General features: G+C 56.8%; 16 protein-coding genes and 1 pseudogene. 9 read left to right on the forward strand and 8 right to left on the reverse strand.

Translation table 11 applies throughout. From position 1 onward, the window contains the following. From AAAC48_RS19915 to AAAC48_RS19925, 3 genes are all read right to left on the reverse strand, one after another. A partial coding sequence (locus AAAC48_RS19915) for a diguanylate cyclase (protein ID WP_340655847.1) occupies positions 1-1,434 on the reverse strand: 1,434 nt, incomplete at its 3' end. A gap of 263 nt (positions 1,435-1,697) precedes the next feature. Then, on the reverse strand, positions 1,698-2,642 hold the full coding sequence (locus AAAC48_RS19920) for an adenylate/guanylate cyclase domain-containing protein (RefSeq protein ID WP_340655848.1): 945 nt from the start codon (positions 2,640-2,642) through the stop codon (positions 1,698-1,700). 139 nt (positions 2,643-2,781) lie between these two features. Further along, positions 2,782-3,888, reverse strand: coding sequence for an NADH:flavin oxidoreductase/NADH oxidase (locus tag AAAC48_RS19925; RefSeq protein ID WP_340655849.1), 1,107 nt, complete (start codon positions 3,886-3,888; stop codon positions 2,782-2,784). A gap of 272 nt (positions 3,889-4,160) precedes the next feature. Here AAAC48_RS19925 and AAAC48_RS19930 point away from each other — a divergent pair, with 272 nt between their 5' ends. Continuing rightward, positions 4,161-4,505 (forward strand): hypothetical protein, encoded by a 345-nt coding sequence (locus AAAC48_RS19930; protein ID WP_340655850.1) that lies wholly within the window; start codon positions 4,161-4,163, stop codon positions 4,503-4,505. A 77-nt stretch (positions 4,506-4,582) separates the two neighbouring features. Here the strand turns inward: AAAC48_RS19930 and AAAC48_RS19935 are convergent, their stop codons facing one another. The 3 genes from AAAC48_RS19935 to AAAC48_RS19945 all read right to left on the reverse strand — a co-directional run bounded on the left by AAAC48_RS19935 (position 4,583) and on the right by AAAC48_RS19945 (position 8,177). Continuing rightward, positions 4,583-6,067, reverse strand: coding sequence for an MDR family MFS transporter (locus AAAC48_RS19935; RefSeq protein ID WP_340655851.1), 1,485 nt, complete (start codon positions 6,065-6,067; stop codon positions 4,583-4,585). Positions 6,068-6,414: 347 nt separating this feature from the next. After that, the gene (kdgD, locus tag AAAC48_RS19940; RefSeq protein ID WP_340655852.1) at positions 6,415-7,335 is read right to left on the reverse strand and encodes a 5-dehydro-4-deoxyglucarate dehydratase; all 921 of its coding nucleotides are present in this window, start codon (positions 7,333-7,335) and stop codon (positions 6,415-6,417) included. 113 nt (positions 7,336-7,448) lie between these two features. Then, the gene (locus tag AAAC48_RS19945; protein ID WP_340655853.1) at positions 7,449-8,177 is read right to left on the reverse strand and encodes a FadR/GntR family transcriptional regulator; all 729 of its coding nucleotides are present in this window, start codon (positions 8,175-8,177) and stop codon (positions 7,449-7,451) included. A gap of 284 nt (positions 8,178-8,461) precedes the next feature. Here AAAC48_RS19945 and AAAC48_RS19950 point away from each other — a divergent pair, with 284 nt between their 5' ends. From AAAC48_RS19950 to AAAC48_RS19985, 8 genes are all read left to right on the forward strand, one after another. Beyond that, positions 8,462-10,066: an ABC transporter substrate-binding protein gene (locus AAAC48_RS19950; protein WP_340655854.1), complete on the forward strand. Its 1,605-nt coding sequence runs from the start codon at positions 8,462-8,464 to the stop codon at positions 10,064-10,066. A gap of 25 nt (positions 10,067-10,091) precedes the next feature. Next, positions 10,092-11,153, forward strand: a complete 1,062-nt coding sequence (locus AAAC48_RS19955; RefSeq protein ID WP_340655855.1) for an ABC transporter permease — start codon at positions 10,092-10,094, stop codon at positions 11,151-11,153. After that, positions 11,150-12,058: an ABC transporter permease gene (locus AAAC48_RS19960; RefSeq protein ID WP_340655856.1), complete on the forward strand. Its 909-nt coding sequence runs from the start codon at positions 11,150-11,152 to the stop codon at positions 12,056-12,058. Before AAAC48_RS19955 ends, AAAC48_RS19960 begins: the two co-directional genes overlap by 4 nt. Positions 12,059-12,063: 5 nt before the next feature. Further along, complete coding sequence (locus AAAC48_RS19965; protein WP_340655857.1) at positions 12,064-12,897, forward strand: ABC transporter ATP-binding protein; 834 nt, start codon at positions 12,064-12,066, stop codon at positions 12,895-12,897. An 8-nt stretch (positions 12,898-12,905) separates the two neighbouring features. Then, positions 12,906-13,709, forward strand: coding sequence for an ABC transporter ATP-binding protein (locus AAAC48_RS19970; protein ID WP_340655858.1), 804 nt, complete (start codon positions 12,906-12,908; stop codon positions 13,707-13,709). Between the two features lie 12 nt (positions 13,710-13,721). Continuing rightward, the gene (locus AAAC48_RS19975) at positions 13,722-14,702 is read left to right on the forward strand and encodes a mannonate dehydratase (protein ID WP_340655859.1); all 981 of its coding nucleotides are present in this window, start codon (positions 13,722-13,724) and stop codon (positions 14,700-14,702) included. A gap of 1 nt (position 14,703) precedes the next feature. Beyond that, on the forward strand, positions 14,704-15,537 hold the full coding sequence (locus tag AAAC48_RS19980; protein ID WP_340655860.1) for a 5-deoxy-glucuronate isomerase: 834 nt from the start codon (positions 14,704-14,706) through the stop codon (positions 15,535-15,537). 62 nt (positions 15,538-15,599) lie between these two features. Next, positions 15,600-15,956, forward strand: coding sequence for a cupin domain-containing protein (locus AAAC48_RS19985; protein WP_340655861.1), 357 nt, complete (start codon positions 15,600-15,602; stop codon positions 15,954-15,956). A gap of 44 nt (positions 15,957-16,000) precedes the next feature. Here the strand turns inward: AAAC48_RS19985 and AAAC48_RS19990 are convergent, their stop codons facing one another. Then, positions 16,001-16,216, reverse strand: coding sequence for a MipA/OmpV family protein (locus AAAC48_RS19990; RefSeq protein ID WP_340655862.1), 216 nt, complete (start codon positions 16,214-16,216; stop codon positions 16,001-16,003). After that, positions 16,213-16,326: pseudogene (locus AAAC48_RS19995) on the reverse strand (MipA/OmpV family protein); the annotation flags it as partial. The gene AAAC48_RS19990 and the pseudogene AAAC48_RS19995, both read right to left, overlap by 4 nt. Between the last annotated feature and the right edge of the window lie 96 nt (positions 16,327-16,422).

Here is a 16,422-nt window from a genome sequence, read left to right on the forward strand (position 1 = left end):
GCGGCGCTCTTGCAGCAGCACGTCCATCTCCTTGCCGAAGATCGCATAGCGACTGCGTCCCGCGGATTTCGCATGATAGAGCGCGATATCGGCCTTGCGCACCAACTCAGTTCGTTCAGTTCCATCCTTTGGCGCCGTGGCGACACCAATACTGACGCCGATGAAAATATGATTTCCGTCGATATTGAACGGATTTCGCACCGCGGTGATGATCTGCTCACATAGTTTCTCGATCTCGAGCAGCGATCGGAAGTTTGGAACAATGACGGTGAACTCGTCGCCGCCTATGCGCGCGATCGCCTTGGCATCGTGGACCACATGTTTGAGCCGTTCGGTCAATTCGCGGATGAGTTCGTCGCCGACAGGGTGACCGAGCGTGTCATTGACCTGCTTAAATCGATCAAGGTCGAGGTAGAGCACCGCAACACAGGAGTTTCTGACATTCGACAATTCGCGATCGAGGCGTTCCACGAAGTGCGCACGGTTCGCCAGTCCTGTAAGCGAATCATGCAAGGCCATGAAATTCAACCGCTCTTCACTCGCCCGCAGCTTTACTGACCTAAGCCTCAGCACCACCAACAGAACCGCCATTATGCCCGACATCAACAGAGCAATGCCTATCAGAATAGGGGCGATCTGGGACATCACAGTGGAGCCAGGCAGATAAGGCTTCCATATGAGATAACCGATTGTTTGGCCGAGGGAAGATTTCAGCGCATAGCCGTGTTCTCCGGCCTGCAGCTGCTCCGCGGTCGCGTAGCGCAGACCAGCGAAAAGATAGTCACGCTGGAGCTCAGAAATGAAGCTTTCGTCGAGATAGCGAACAGCCACGTGAATAAACGTCTCATCCACTGTCTGTACAATGTTTCCAGTGTCAGAAACGATTGGCTTCACGCTGACGATCGCTGGACGACCGCGAAGGGTAGTGACCTCCGATTCGCCCGGACTTAGGACCCTGTCGCCGTATCCGTCGGGGTTTGGGTTACGCAAAAGGTCGCGCAGTTTTGTGGCGAGTGGTGCGACTTGTGCTTCGACTGCCTGAAAGGCCGAAGGGTCGGCTAGCTTGCCGTCAGCAAATGCGAATACGGGTTCGTTCTTGCCATTGAGGACATAGGCGGCATCGTGGCCGAAATAGGTGTGCATCCAACGGCCAAGGTTGCTGTCAATCCACTCGGCGCTGTCAGGACGCTTGACGTGATCGACAGCATCGTCCCACACGGTTGCGCTTTCCTGATCATGCGCGATCGTGAACTGGGATTGCGACAGGACGAGCGCAACCAGGCTTTCCTGCCGTTCGATTGCTATTTGATTGGTTCGCGAGCTTGACCAAAGCAACAGGAGGAACACGCCTATCGATATAGCGAGTACGAGTCCGGTGAGTGGAACAACCGTTCTCAAAACGAATGGTCCAAATTGGAAACGTTTCAATTCCATCGTGGCCCTTCCGCCGGCCTTTATAAAACAAACACTTTAACCGATATTGCAAGCTGTCCATCCCTTTAGAGCGGGGTTGACGGGTCTGCGAGCGCCATAACAAGGTCAACTGTGTGTGGCAGAACACAACTTGTCTGGCAATTAATTTTGCAAGGACTGATTGCAACCGGGGAAAATTCTTCGGCTTTTGCTGGCGCGTCCTGCAGCAAACGGGCCTCATTGATTGAGCCTTCGCTTGCGCAGTAATGACGGTGCTAGACCTTTCAACTACGAACGCTGCCGCCCTGCCGGGTAAACCATCGGATGCCCCCGACGACCGCTATGCCGAGCAATGGCCATGCCGCCCAGAAGGTGCCGTGCCAGGAAAGAAGATTGATGCCGGTGATGGCAAGTCCGATTATGGCGAGCCTCGCAACGGTGCGGTCGATGCGTTGGGTAGTGCGGACCCAAAGAAACGCCGACAAGACGGCCAGCGCGAACAGGGGCCATTGGGCCCAGAAGACACCATTCCAGGTGAGAAGATTTACGGCGGTGATCCCGGCAGCAATTGTGATCAGTACTCCAACGCTCCGTCGCCCTGGCGTTACGCGATCGGCGCTCGTTTCAATGCTATCGGTTCTCACGCTTTCGCCATGAGTGGCCTTGCTGTTTTCGTAGAAACTTTGCGGCGCTGGTGGCGCACGATGCTCTCCAATCCGTACAGCATAACTGGGGACACCACCTTCGATGTTCTTGACTGCGAGTTGTCCCAAGAATTCGAAGCCGACGGCCACTTTGTTGCGGACCTGATCGTACACCGTGTTGGAAATCACAATGCCCCCCGCCGAGGCAGAAGCTTGCAGGCGCGCGGCGACGTTCACGCCATCGCCGTAAATGTCGTCGTCTTCAGCAATTACATCGCCGAGGTTGATACCAATCCGAAAAAGCATGCGCGTTTCGTCCGGACGGTCGGCGTTGTAGCCGGCCAGCTCGTTCTGCACATCGAGAGCGGCGCGCACCGCCTCGACAACGCTGGGAAACTCTGCAATCAGCCCGTCGCCCCAGGTATTGATAACCCGGCCGCCATGCGCCTCGATCAACCGCGTCATGGCATCCCGGTATCGCTTGAGAGTGTCGAGCGTGCCTTCTTCGTCAGCCCGCATCAAGCGCGTGTAGTCCTGCACGTCCGCCGAGAAGATCGTGGTCAGCTTGCGACGCGTTTCGGGCATGGCGTTCGTTCTCCCTCAAACTCTTCCCTTGCCGGGCACGGCGGGGATACCTCACAACGTCAACTGAAGAATATAGGCTGAAACTGGATGTGGGAAGGTTGCCGGCCGGCAGGAGTCTGATGAACGAAAGCAACGTACATCATGCACTCTCAGTAATGAACAAATCAGGATGGTTGCGAGCCTGTGATCGCCAATATTGTTCAGGCGCGATCACCTTTGCGCCAAGTTTTGCTGCCGCATGCCATGGCCAGCGGGGGTCATAGAGAATCGCACGTGCGAGACCTATGGCATCGGCATCGCCGTTTGCGATAATCGCCTCGGCATGTTCCGGCTCGGTGATAAGCCCCACAGCGATCGTGGTGAGGTCTGTCTCGGCTTTGATCCGCTGCGCCAGAGGCACTTGATAACCGGGAGCCAGCGTCATTTTTTGCTTCGGTGAAAGGCCGCCGCTGCTGACATGGATGGCAGCGGAACCGAGCGGCTTCAACGCTCTGGCGAATGCGATCGTGTCCCCGACATTCCAGCCGCCTTCGACCCAATCAGTAGCGGAAACGCGGATCCAGACAGGTTTCTCGGCAGGAAAGGCCGCGCGCACCGTTTCGAATATCTGAAGTGGAAACCTCATCCTGTTTTCAAGGGGCCCGCCATATTCGTCGGTGCGCTGATTTGAAAGAGGTGACAAGAACTGGTGCAGCAAATATCCGTGTGCAGCTTGAAGCTCGATCCCATCGAAACCGAGCCGTGCTGCCCGTTTGGTGGCCGCAATGAACGCCTCCGTCACGCGATCGAGTCCTGCCTGGTCCAATGCCGTCGGAGCGTCGTATTCATCCAGATACGGAAGTGGCGAGGGTGCTTCGGTCTTCCATCCTGTCGGTTCGGTGGGGCCGATCTGTTTCCCGCCCTCCCACGGGACGCGCGTTGAGGCTTTCCTGCCGGAATGGGCCAGCTGCACTGCTACCGGGATCGGCGAATGTTTCTTGATGGTTGCCAACACTTGACCGAGAGCCATCTCGGTCTCGTCCGAATAGAGCCCGAGGTCGCTTGGCGATATCCGCCCCTCCGGGGATACCGCTGTCGCTTCAGTGATAAGAAGCCCTGCGCCGGAAAGTGCCAGATGACCGAGATGCATCGTATGCCACTCGGTCGCCACGCCGTTAACCGCGGAGTACTGGCACATCGGAGCGATAATGATCCTGTTTGCAAGCTCGAGGGAGCCTAGCCGCAGTGGCTGAAACAACTGGCTCATTGTTTTCCTTCGTATTTTGAAATGCTGGATTGAGTGTTGAATTACCGGCTGACTGATGACCGTCTAACAGGGACACTTGGAAACGCCTCCCGGAAATGTCAAGCAAATGGGGAGATTCAAGGCGCGAGATCGTGCGGAGCGGAATGTTGCGTCTGCGGGACGGGTGGCAATCACAAGCCTGTCCAGCTTGACACACGCGCATGAACTGATTGGAAATACTTTTTAGATATACGTCAGACAGGCAAAGTTAGTTCGCATTTTGTGAGAACGCGATGAGACTTTATGTTGCCACCGCTATCGCCGCTGTTTCGTTTGTCTGCACGGCGCAGGCCGACCAGAAGCTTGACAACTACCGGAGATGCTGGGCGAACGCATCGGCAGCTGTGATAAGCACCATCGGTACTTCAGCAAGAAGCCTCTCGTACGCTGTCTTTATCGCCAACGCGCAATGCCAGTCAGACAAGGTGCGGGCCATGGCGACAAACAGCTTGGCTGACGTCAAGTGGGTGGCCGAGCAGCTGGTGATAAAGCTTCACAACGCCAACCATATCCAGGAAGCGGCACAGCCGGAGGCAAGTTCTGTAGACGTCGCCTCCACAGCTCCCAAACAAGATTGATAATGTAAAAGACAAGATCAGCGGCGCGACCAGTGGGAAAAAGGCGTGTGCCTGACGCGGGACGAACGAACGACTATTCAGATTGTTTCCTGCCCTGCCTTAGGCGATTTGCGACCGGCCTCCCTTGAGACTGGAATGAGCCACGTGGTCGCGAAGGTAAGTATTGCCACAACGAAAACGCCCCAGAAAGTCCAATGCAGGGCAGAGTGGAATACGGACCGGATTGCAGGCGTTGTGGCAAGACCGGCCAAGCCCGCAGGTTGATTGAGGACGTCGTGCAGTTTGGCGGCGAGGTCGCCGCTGCCGAAATGCATTATGCCCACGTTAAGAATTGCGCCAAGCGCAGTTGCGCCAAGTGTGTTGCCGAGGCTTCGTGAAAAGATGATCGAAGCGGTGGCACTGCCGCGCATTGACCACTCGACGCTTTCCTGCACCAGCACGACGCTCGTAATGCTGACAAGGCCCATGCCGAAGCCCATCAGAAATGATCCGACCCCTGCAGAAACAGGGTTGCTATCGGGCGTTAGAAAGAGGAGGAAAGCAGCTCCAAGCGGAAACATGAGGCTACCCGTTCGCAACGTGTTGCGGATCCCAAAGATGCGGAAGAAGTGGCTCGACAGCATGACTGCCAGTGGCCACCCGACAATCAGCATAGTCAGGGTGAATCCTGCAACGAGCGGCGATCGGCCGAGTACCCCTTGCACATAGATGGGAAGAACCGTGGTCAGCCCGATCAGGGTCATGCCTGCCAGAAGTGTTGCAGTATTGCTGGTTGCTATCAGCCGTTCGCTCCAGAGCGCTATTGAAATAATCGGCTCGGGAGCGCGACGCTCCTGCACGAAGAACAGGGTACCCGTAGTACAAAATATTGCGGCGAGCCCGGCAAGTATTCCAAACCCTGCATCGGTCTCAGTCAGCATGATCAACAGGGAAACAATGGCGACCGAAAAGAGCAACGTTCCCAAATAATCGATTCTGACTTTCCGCCGGTCGACCGATTCATGCAGGAAGAGAATGAAGCCGATGATTGTCAGCACCCCGATCGGAACATTGATCCAGAAGATCCACCCCCAAGAAAAGTTATCCACGATAACGCCGCCGGCAAGTGGGCCGGTGACCGCGGAGACTGCCCAGACACTGGCGAGCACGCCTTGAACTTTGGCGCGTTCTTCAAGCCTGTAGAGATCGCCAACAACTGTCATTGTCACCGGTTGGATAGCCCCGGCACCAATGCCTTGCAGCAAGCGGAATCCGATCAACGAGGCCATCGACCACGCGAAGCCAGCCAGGGCAGAGGCGATCAGGAAGATAGCAATTCCGCATATCAGGATGGGCTTCCGGCCGAAAACATCGGACAGTTTGCCGTAGATGACGGTGGTCGTCGATTGTGCCAGCAGGAACGCGGAGAAGACCCAACTATAGTAAGTGAAGCCCCCAAGTTGCCCGACGATACGCGGCATCGCCGTCGCAACGATTGTTGCCTCGATCGCAACCATGAATGTTGCCAGAACAATTGAAGCAACAATCAATGGACGTTTTGTTTTGTCGACAGTGCCAGACATAGCGTCTTCTTCTGAATTTCCACCCAGTGAGATAGCGGTGAACTGGCAGGAGTCACCGAGCGAATGAAGCATTGGGGGAGTTGAATGCCGGTGGAGAGGCGATGCTTATGCAAGCAGCGCAAACGCAGTTCAATCCCCGCGAGTGCTGGATGTCAATCGTTTTCGAATGACTCGGGTAGCTGCTGCCGCCATGCCAACCAGAACGCGGTAGGCAGAATTTTTGGCGACTCGCAAATCGCCCGCACATCCGAATGCTCGTCAAGCACGTTGATTGCCGAGGCCATGGCGGCTGATGATGTCATCACATGCAAATGCAAGCGACGGCAATCGATAAGCTTGCGAGCCCATCACCGATTGTCTTGCGACCCCAGTTTTTCGATCAGCTCCCCGAGGTCCTGGATTTCGCGGTCTGTGCAATCGACGAGAGGTGCACGAACCGGGCCGGCAGACCGGCCAACGATCGCAGCGCCTGCCTTGACGATACTTACGGCATAGCCTGGAACGCGATTCCGAATGGCAATGTACGGCAAGAAAAACGCACCCAACAATCTCGCTGTCGTTTCCCGGTCATTTTCGGTGACCGCCTTGTAGAAGGTGAGGGCGGTTCGTGGGATGAAATTGAAGACGGCCGACGAGTAGACATCGACCCCCATGGCTTTATAAGCCTCAGCGTAGACTTCCGCAGTTGGCAAGCCGCCAAGATAGGCAAAACGATCTCCGAGACGGCGGCGGATCGAAACCATATTCTCGATTTCACCGACGCCGTCCTTGAAGCCAATCAGGTTGGGGCATTTTTCGGCAAGACGTTCCAGCGCGTCGGCATTCAGCTTGCTGACATTGCGGTTGTAGACGATGACCCCAAGACTTGTCGCGGCGCAGACCGCCTCGACATGGCGGCAAATGCCCTCGACACTGGTTTCTGTCAGATAGTGCGGCAACAGAAGCAATCCAGCCGCGCCATTCTTTTCCGCATTCCGTGCCATGTCCGCGGCAATCCGCGTTCCGTATGCAGCCGCGGCGATAATTGGCACTTCCTTGCCGCAAGCCGCGACCGCGGTGCGGACCACATCTTCATGCTCCGCTGGCGTCAGCGAGAACCCTTCGCCGGTCCCGCCACCGACAAACAGTGCCGAGGCTCCATAGGGCGCAAGCCATTCCAGACGTTTCGTATAGGACGCCGGTTCGAAATCGCCATTCGCATCGAAATCGGTGATGGGAAAGGACAGGAGACCGGCGCTGATTGTTTGCTTGAGTGCCTGGAACTGCATGGGGAGCCTCGTCTGAAATGAAGTGCTATGACGATTAGCGCAATGTATGTCATCATACAACTACAAAATGCGCCTGATGGTGCTAAGGATGGGGCTTGGCTTGTATGAAGAGCTTAGTCCGACCGCCTATCCGCATGCAGAGCGTTGCTGCGCAGGCGATCGCGGCTGCTGCCAAGATGAAGGCGCATTGCGGCGCGGGCACCTTCCACATCCTGCGCCTTGATGGCCTGATAGATCTGGTCGTGTTCGCGGTTAATGCGTTCCAGATATTCGCGCTGCGGCAAGCCATTGATCCGGTGCGTCTGCAAGCGCGTGCGTGGAATTAGTAATTCTCCCAAGTAATTGAACATGCTGAGAAAATGGCGATTTTTTGTAGCGGTGGCGATGGTGCGGTGAAATTCCAGGTCGGCGTGGATCGAACTTTCATCCCGTTCTATCGCTTCATTCATAAGGTCGAGCGCATTCTTGATCCTGGCGAGATCTCCCTCGTCACGACGCACTGCTGCCAAGGCGGCAGCCTCGAGTTCGATGCTGATCCGCAACTCCATCACGCCGATAATTTCCTCGACGAGTTCGAGATTGTCTTCTTCAATCCGGAAGGGTGCAGCAGGAATATCTTTCAAAACGAAGGCGCCAATGCCCTGCTGTGTATGAACCAGTCCTTTGGCCTTCAGATTGGCGATCGCTTCGCGCACTACAGTGCGACTGACATTGAATTCACCGATCATCTCCTGCTCAGTTGGCAACCGTTCGCCGCGTTTGTAATGGCCCGAGGTGATTCGGTCCGCGACGGCCTTAACCAATTGACCTGTAAGTGTTTCTCGTTTTCCGAGACCGGACATGTAGATACCTTCTCTGCTCCTGTCAGTCAGCACTACTCCGTCTTTCGACAGCTGGTTGCCGTGCCGCCCTTGAAGAAAGTAGGATATCATATATTAAAGCAATGGAAACTGCAGCTCGTAAATTTCCCCATGGAATCCAGCATGTTGCGCGGGCGCGGATCCACATCTCCAGCAATACAGCCTCTCTTTTTGATGTACTTTGACGAGTTTTGGCTTGCTCGAGGGGCAAATCAATACTACGATGTCATACAACATAAGAACACGCTGCTCATAGGGAGGAAACTATGTCGCATTTTCGTGCCTTGCTGGCGGGGGCGGCCGCCATCGCCGCCGCGATGACGATGAATGTTGCCGAGGCAAAGACACCGCAGGATCAATTGGTTATTGGCATGAACATGGTCAATCTGACCAGCCTCGATCCGCATAATGTCAATTCCTATGAATCCTACCACGTCATTGCCAATCTTTATGACACGCTGGTTCGCAATGATCCGCAGACGCCGGGCAGGGTCCTGCCGATGCTGGCGAAATCCTGGAACATATTGCCGGACGGCACGATCGAATTCACGCTTGACGACAAGGCAACATTCCAGAGCGGGCGCAAAATCACCGCAAGTGACGTTGCCTACTCCCTGCAGCGAGCAGTCAAGCTTGGCCTGCTTGCCAAGTCCTATTACGCCAATTGGGGCTATGCTGCGGACAATGTCGAGCAGAAATTCCACGCCAAGGACGATAGGACCTTCGTCATGGAGGTGGCAACGCCGGTCGCGCCCTCGCTGAAGCTCGGCGCGCTCACCCGTGCCTACGGGGCAGTGCTCGACAAGGAAACCATCGCCCAGCACGAAAAGGATGGCGATATGGGCCGCGGCTGGCTGGCCTCGAATGCCGCCGGCTCCGGCCCGTTCACGCTCAATCGCTGGAATCCCAACGATATCGTCGTGCTCAACCGGTTTGACGGATATTGGGGCGGCGAGCCCAAGATGAAACGCGTGCTCGTGCGCCATCTTCCTGAATCGCAAACGGAGCGCCTGCAACTGGAGAAGGGCGATCTCGACGTCGGCTTCCAGCTCGTTTCCGCCGACATCGATGGCCTGTCAACCAACCCGGATATTGTCATCGACCGGCTCGTCGGTTCAGGCTTCTACTATCTGGTCATGAGCACCAAGGATCCGGAATTCGCCAAGCCGGAAGTGCGCAAGGCCTTACGCTATTGCATTAACTACAAGGACATCAACGATGTCGTGATGAAGAACTACGGCAAGAGCGCAACGACATTCGTTCCGTCGGATATACCGGGTTATATTCCGGACATTGGCAACAAGTTCGACCCGGAGAAATGCAAGCAGGATCTGACCGCCGCAGGCTATGGCGACGGCTTCAGCAAACAGCTGCTTTCTCTCAATTCCACACCCTATGCCGACCTTGCGACCGCCATTCAACAGAACCTCGCCGTGGCTGGCGTCAAGGTCGAGATCCAAACCGGCAATGGTGATCAGACCTATGGGCCAATGCGTGATCGCAAGTTCCAGCTTGGCGTCGGACGCACGGCGTCTTCGGCACAGACGGATGCGGATGGCTGGATCCGTACCCATGCATATAACCCCGACAATTCCGATGGCGCTAATCTCGCCAATCTGCAGGCGTGGCGGGCATCATTTGAGCTGCCAGAGGTCAACAAACTGGTCGACGAAGCTTCCGCAATTACCGACAATGAGGAAAAGCGTGTCGAACTTTACGAGCAGGCGTTGAAGCTGTTTGAAGAGTCCGCTCCGCCCATCATCCCGATTTCGCAGCGCGTTGATCCCTACGCCAAGAGCGCCCGTCTCAAGAACTACGTCGGCGATATTGGCTGGATGACCCGCTGGGATCAGGTCGAGAAACAGGACTAGGAAAGCAAGGTCAGGTCGCCGGCGCATGGTCAATCAGGTCGAAACAGCGGTCCGGGCGCCGAGGCGGCGTTCGGGTTTGCGAAAATATCGCCGTTTCGGCGGCTCATTGTTCAGTGTTGTGACAACGCTGTTCCTGCTGGTGCTCCTGACTTTTGTGATCGGCCGGTTGATGCCCGTGGATCCCGTGATTGCTGTGGTCGGTCCCGATGCCGACCACGCGACCTATCTGAAGGTCAAGCAGGAGCTCGGCCTGGACCTGCCGGTGCTGCAGCAATTCTGGATCTTCTTCAAGAACCTGCTGAATGGTGATTTTGGCAGTACCCTGCTGACCGGCCGTCCGGTTATGGAAGATATTGCCCGTGTCCTTCCAGCGACGGTGGAACTCGCAACAGTGACGATCATTCTTGGTGCGGGCATCGGCATCCCGCTCGGCGTCTACGCGGCGGTCAATCGCGGCCGCTTCGCCGATCATGCCGTTCGTCTCATCGCCCTGCTTGGCCACTCAACACCCATCTTCTGGATCGGCATGGTCGGGCTCATGTTGTTCTATGCAAAGCTCGGCTGGGTCGGCGGCTCGGGCCGGGTCGATGTCTTTTACGAAGACATCGTTCCGAATGTAACCGGCTTCCTGCTGGTCGACGCGCTGCTGGCCGGGGACATGGATGTATTCTGGAGTGCTGTATCGCATATCATCCTGCCCGCCTCTGTGCTCGCCTATGCGTCGATTGCCTATATCAGCCGGATCACGCGCAGCTTCATGCTCGAACAATTGAGCCAGGAATATGTGATCACTGCGCGGGCTAAAGGTGTGCCGCGCAGCGGCGTTGTCTGGCGACACGCTTTCAAGAATATTCGCGTGCAACTGGTGACAATTGTCGCCCTTTCCTATGGCGGCATGCTCGAAGGCGCGGTCCTGATCGAGACTGTGTTCGGCTGGCCCGGCTTCGGCCAGTATCTGACCAACGCGCTCGTTATCGGCGACATGAATGTGGTTGTTGCCTGTACGCTGATCATCGGTTGCGTCTTCATCGCGCTCAACGTGATCTCCGACCTGCTCTACAAGTTTTTCGATCCGAGGATTCAATGAGTACCGATAGCAAGGGGCTGGCGGCCTGGCTGACGGCAGAAGAGCCGAGCAGCGCGACCCACGCGGCTTTTCAGAACGTATGGCATGTCTGGATGCGGTTTGCTTCCAATCCGCTCGGCATTGCTGGTCTCGCCATCATCCTGCTTCTGGTTTTCGTCGCCATTTTCGTACCCTGGCTTGCCCCATATTCGCCGTTTGACCAGAATTTGCGCGAAACGCTCGTCGCGCCAAACGGCCAACATTTCCTCGGCACTGACGAATTGGGCAGGGATATTCTCAGCCGCATTCTCTGGGGGAGCCGCATCACCCTGTCCATCGTCGCGATTGTCAGTGTCATTATCGCGCCAATCGGACTTATCGCCGGGTGCCTCGCCGGCTACTATGGTGGCTGGCTCGATACAATTCTGATGCGCATTACCGAGTTGTTCCTCTCCTTTCCGAGCCTCATCCTGGCACTGGCGTTTGTGGCGGCGTTGGGGCCGAGTTTGAACAATGCGATCATTGCCATTGCGCTGACGCAGTGGCCGCCTATTGCCCGGCTGGCCCGCGCCGAATCTCTCAGCTTGCGCAACCGCGACCATATTTCGGCGGTCCGGCTGATGGGAGCATCGAACCTGCGCATCGTGCTCGGCCATATCGCCCCGCTTTGCGTACCCTCCGTCATCGTGCGTATCACCCTCAATATGGCTGGTATCATTCTGACGGCCGCCGGCCTCGGCTTTCTCGGCCTCGGTGCGCAGCCTCCAAGCCCGGAATGGGGTGCGATGGTCTCCACTGGCCGCCGCTTCATGCTTGACAGCTGGTGGGTCGGGACAATGCCCGGCCTCTCCGTCCTGACCGTCAGCCTGGCTTTCAACCTCGTCGGCGATGCGCTGCGTGACGCGCTCGATCCGAGACAGGAGTAGGCGGCATGGATCGACCACCCCTGCTTTCTGTTCGTGATCTCAAGATCAGCTTCCAAGGTGCGGCCGGCACATTCGACGCGGTGCGCGGCGTTTCCTTTGACCTCGGCCGGGAAAAACTCGGTATCGTCGGCGAATCCGGTTCAGGCAAGAGCATGACCGGCCGCGCGATCATGCGCCTGTCTCCGCCTGCGGCGATCGTCCAGGCAGAACACATCCAGCTCGGCGAGATCGATGTCCTGCGAGCGTCCGAAAAGACCATGGACGCCATTCGCGGGCGCCGCATCGGCCTGATCATGCAGGATCCGAAATATTCGCTCAATCCCGTCATCACGGTCGGCGAGCAGATTGCTGAAGCCTATCGGATCCATACCCGCGCTTCCGCTTCGCAGGCCCGCCAAAAGGCAATCGCTATGCTTGGCGCCGTCCAGATCCGCGATCCTGAACGCGTCTACCGCATGTACCCGCATGAAATGTCTGGCGGCATGGGCCAGCGCATCATGATTGCGATGATGCTGGTTTCGGAACCCGAAATCCTCATCGCCGACGAGGCTACGTCGGCACTCGATGTGACCGTGCGCCTCGAAATTCTCAACCTGCTGAACGACCTCGTGCAAACGCGGGGCCTTGGTTTGATCTTCATCAGCCATGACCTCAATCTCGTACGCCGTTTCTGCGATCGCGTACTGATTATGTATCGCGGCCGGGTGGTCGAGACCCTCAAGGCACGCGAGCTCGACCAAGCGACTCATCCCTATACGAGAGGCTTGCTCGAGGCGATGCCGCGCATCCACGCGCAGCGCACGCGGCTGCCCGTCCTCCAGCGTGACGCAGCATGGTAGACGACAATATGAGCAGCCAAACGCCGATCATCGAAATCGAGAACCTCATCGTCACTTTCGGGGAAGGGGAGGATGAGCGCCGTGCGGTCAGCGGGGTCAGCTTCTCCGTCAATCGCAGTGAGACCTTTGGCCTCGTCGGTGAATCCGGTTCGGGCAAATCGACGATCTTGCGAGCGATCACGGGACTTGTTGCCAATGAGGCCGACGTCATGCGCGTCGCCGGCGAAGATGTGCGACAAAAGCGCGGCAAGAATTTCTACCGCAAGGTCCAGATGGTTTTTCAGGATCCCTATGAAGCCTTGCATCCGCGTCATACGATCTGGCGTCAGCTCATGGAACCGGCCCGCATCCAGCATATTCCTGGCGCGGAAGCGCGCGGTCATGCGGCACTCGACTCCGTTGGCTTGAGCCGGTCGCTGCTTTGGCGGTACCCGCACCAGCTCTCCGGTGGCCAGAGGCAGCGGGTCGCCATTGCCCGGGCGCTGATGTCGGAGCCGGATATATTATTGCTGGACGAGCCGACCTCGGCGCTCGACGTTTCGGTTCAGGCGGAAATTCTCAACCTTCTTTGTGACCTGCAGGACGAGCGCGGCTTGACCTACCTCATGGTCAGCCACGATCTCGGTGTCGTCGCCCATATGTGCAAACGCACGGCAGTGATGCATGCGGGAATGATCGTTGAAACGCTGGACGTCGACGCGCTCGTCAATGGCGGCGCAACGAAGGCCTATACGAAGAAACTGATCGCGGCGAGCGAGGCTTACGGGGAAGACCCGCAGGATATTGTCAAGCCGCGCATTTTCAGCAAATAACGGGAGTACGACATGATTCTGGGCACTCAATTTCGTGCGCGCGACGATGATGATTATCGGGTGATGGCGCAGCTGGGTATCGAACATGTCTGCGCCGATCCGGCCGGCAACCCGCACGACTGGACCCTGGATATTCTTGAACGGCATCGCGACCACCTGTCGGGTTTCGGCCTGACACTCGATATGATCCAGCTGCCGTTGAGTTCGCATGTCATCGAGAAGCAGTACAGCCCTGACATTCTCTCTGCCGGTCCTGACCGCGATCATCAGATCGACTCGATCTGCCGTCTGATCGAGCGTGCTGCAAGGGCCGGGATTCCGGCAGTCAAATACAACCTCAACATCATTGGCATTCCCCGCACGGAACTTGAAACGGGGCGGGGCGGATCGCGCAACGATGCATTTCGCTGGGACAAGGCCGATCACGATGCGCCACCGACGATTGCCGGCGCCATCGACGAGGATGAGAATTGGCAGCGCATCGACTATTTTCTTGAGCGCGTCGTGCCGGTTGCCGAGGCCAACAGGGTGCGTCTCGCGTGTCATCCGCACGATCCCTACACGCCGCCAGGCTATCGGGGTGTAACACGCGTGCTTGGTACAGTCGAAGGGCTGAAGAAATTCGTGTTGATGCGGGAAAGCCCCTATCACGGCCTGAATTTCTGCCAGGGTACTGTCGGTGAAATGCTCGACAATCCGGCCGAGGAAATCTTCGATGTCATCCGCTGGTTTGGCGAACGGGGCAAATTGTTCAACGTGCATTTCCGTAATATTCGCGGCGGCAAACTGTCCTTCATGGAGACGTTCCCCGAGGAGGGAGACATGGACATGTGGCGATCGCTCAGAACCTATGCCGAAGTTGGCTATCAGTATATGATCATGCCGGATCATGTACCCCAAGTCGCCGGGCGCGATCCGCAGAATACTGCCTTGGCCTTCACTTACGGCTATATCGCGGCGCTGTTGCAGGTGCTAAACAGCGAGACGCAGTAATATGTCTGCAAAAATGATCCGCGCCTCCAATAATGGCAACGAGCCTATTCTCAGCGGTATCGAACCCGCCACGCTCATTCATTTCAATCTGGTGAAATTGGCAGCCGATGGCGTGCATTCGTACAACCTGACCGACTTCGAAACCCCCATTGTTCCGCTCGCTGGCAGCTGTGACTTGCATGTCGATGGTGTGAAATTCGAAGCAGTTGGCAGCCGCAGCACTGTCTGGGCCGGACCGGCCGATTCCGTCTATGCAGGCCCGGGTGCCGAAGTAAAGATCACGGCGTTGGGTGATTGTGAAATCGCTATTGCGGGAGGCCGCTGGAGCGAGTCGATGGCACCGTTTCGCATATCGCCTGATGCGGTCGAGATGGTCGATGTCGGCTCCAACGAGACGAAATCGCGCCGGCGCATTTTTCATATTCTCGGCAACAGGCAGACAGATCTCGTCGGACGCTTGCTGGTTAGTGAACTCTATGCCGATGAAGGCTGCTGGTCCGGTTATCCGCTGCACAAGCATGATACCGACCAGCCCGGCGAGACGGCGCATGAAGAGCTCTACCACTGGCGCTTCGATCCACCCACCGGCTTTGGCACGCAACTCTGGTACGAGGATGGAAAAGAACCGCAGGCGCACGTGACCCGAAACGGCGATACGTTCGCCTTCTCGACGGGATATCACCCCACCGCAACGTCGCCTGGCCATGCCTCCTATATTTTCACCATTCTTGTCGGCAAGACACAGCGCTCGCTTGTGCAGAATTTTGAGGAAGTGCATCGCCCGTTGATGGCGATAATCCCCGGCATCGATGCCATGCGAGCCAAGTTTCGCTGACAGTTACAATTTCGACCGCGTCGATTGCAGATCCGTGGAACAACCTGAACAGGAGGGCGTAAATGACTGGAAGCGACTTGTTTGTTTCATCGCAGGATGGCGAATGGACTAATCCGGAACCGGGTGTGAAGCGCCGTATCTTGGCCTATCTCGATGAAATGATGATGGTGGAGGTGGCTTTTGACAAGGGCGCAACCGGTGCGCAGCATTCTCACCCGCATGTTCAGGCAAGTTATGTCGCGGAGGGGTGCTTCGAAGTCACAATTGATGGTGTTACGAAAACATTGGGGCAGGGCGGGAGCTTTATTGTTCCACCCAATCTCCTCCACAGCGTCAAGGCATTGGAGAAGGGTCGGTTGATTGATGCATTCACACCGCATCGAGCGGAATTCCTTGTGGGAACAGCCGCTGAATGCTGACTGAATTTTTGGCGCGAACCGAGGTCTATCGATGCAGTCAGCGTTCAAAATCCAATCTGAAATGATCGGCTTAGCACAAATCCCACCGTGTTCTGGTTGGCTGAACCGAGGTTGGTGACGATCGGGCTGTTTGCGGCATCGCCGACAAGCCGGTCAAATTTGTCATAGACCTGGAGGCTCGTCGTGTCGGACAATTGATAGGTCGCGCCGAGCACAAAACCAACGGACTTGATTCCGGCCTTGGGATAGAAGGCGTTCAAACGTTGGCCTGAGCTTCGAACGCCGATACGCCGAAATTGTTCTGCATATAGGTCGTATCGGCAAGCGACACACGCGGACCCGCCGAGAACATGAAGGCGCGTCCGTAGGGTTGGAACCAATCGGCGCAAAGTCGGCGACGAAACCATCATTCTTGCGAAGCCCTTGCCGGGCTTCCACCCGCAAGCGCAGTTTATCTTCAACGGGG

Origin of the sequence: Phyllobacterium sp. (assembly GCF_037994405.1) — a bacterium.
Lineage (GTDB): Bacteria > Pseudomonadota > Alphaproteobacteria > Rhizobiales > Rhizobiaceae > Phyllobacterium.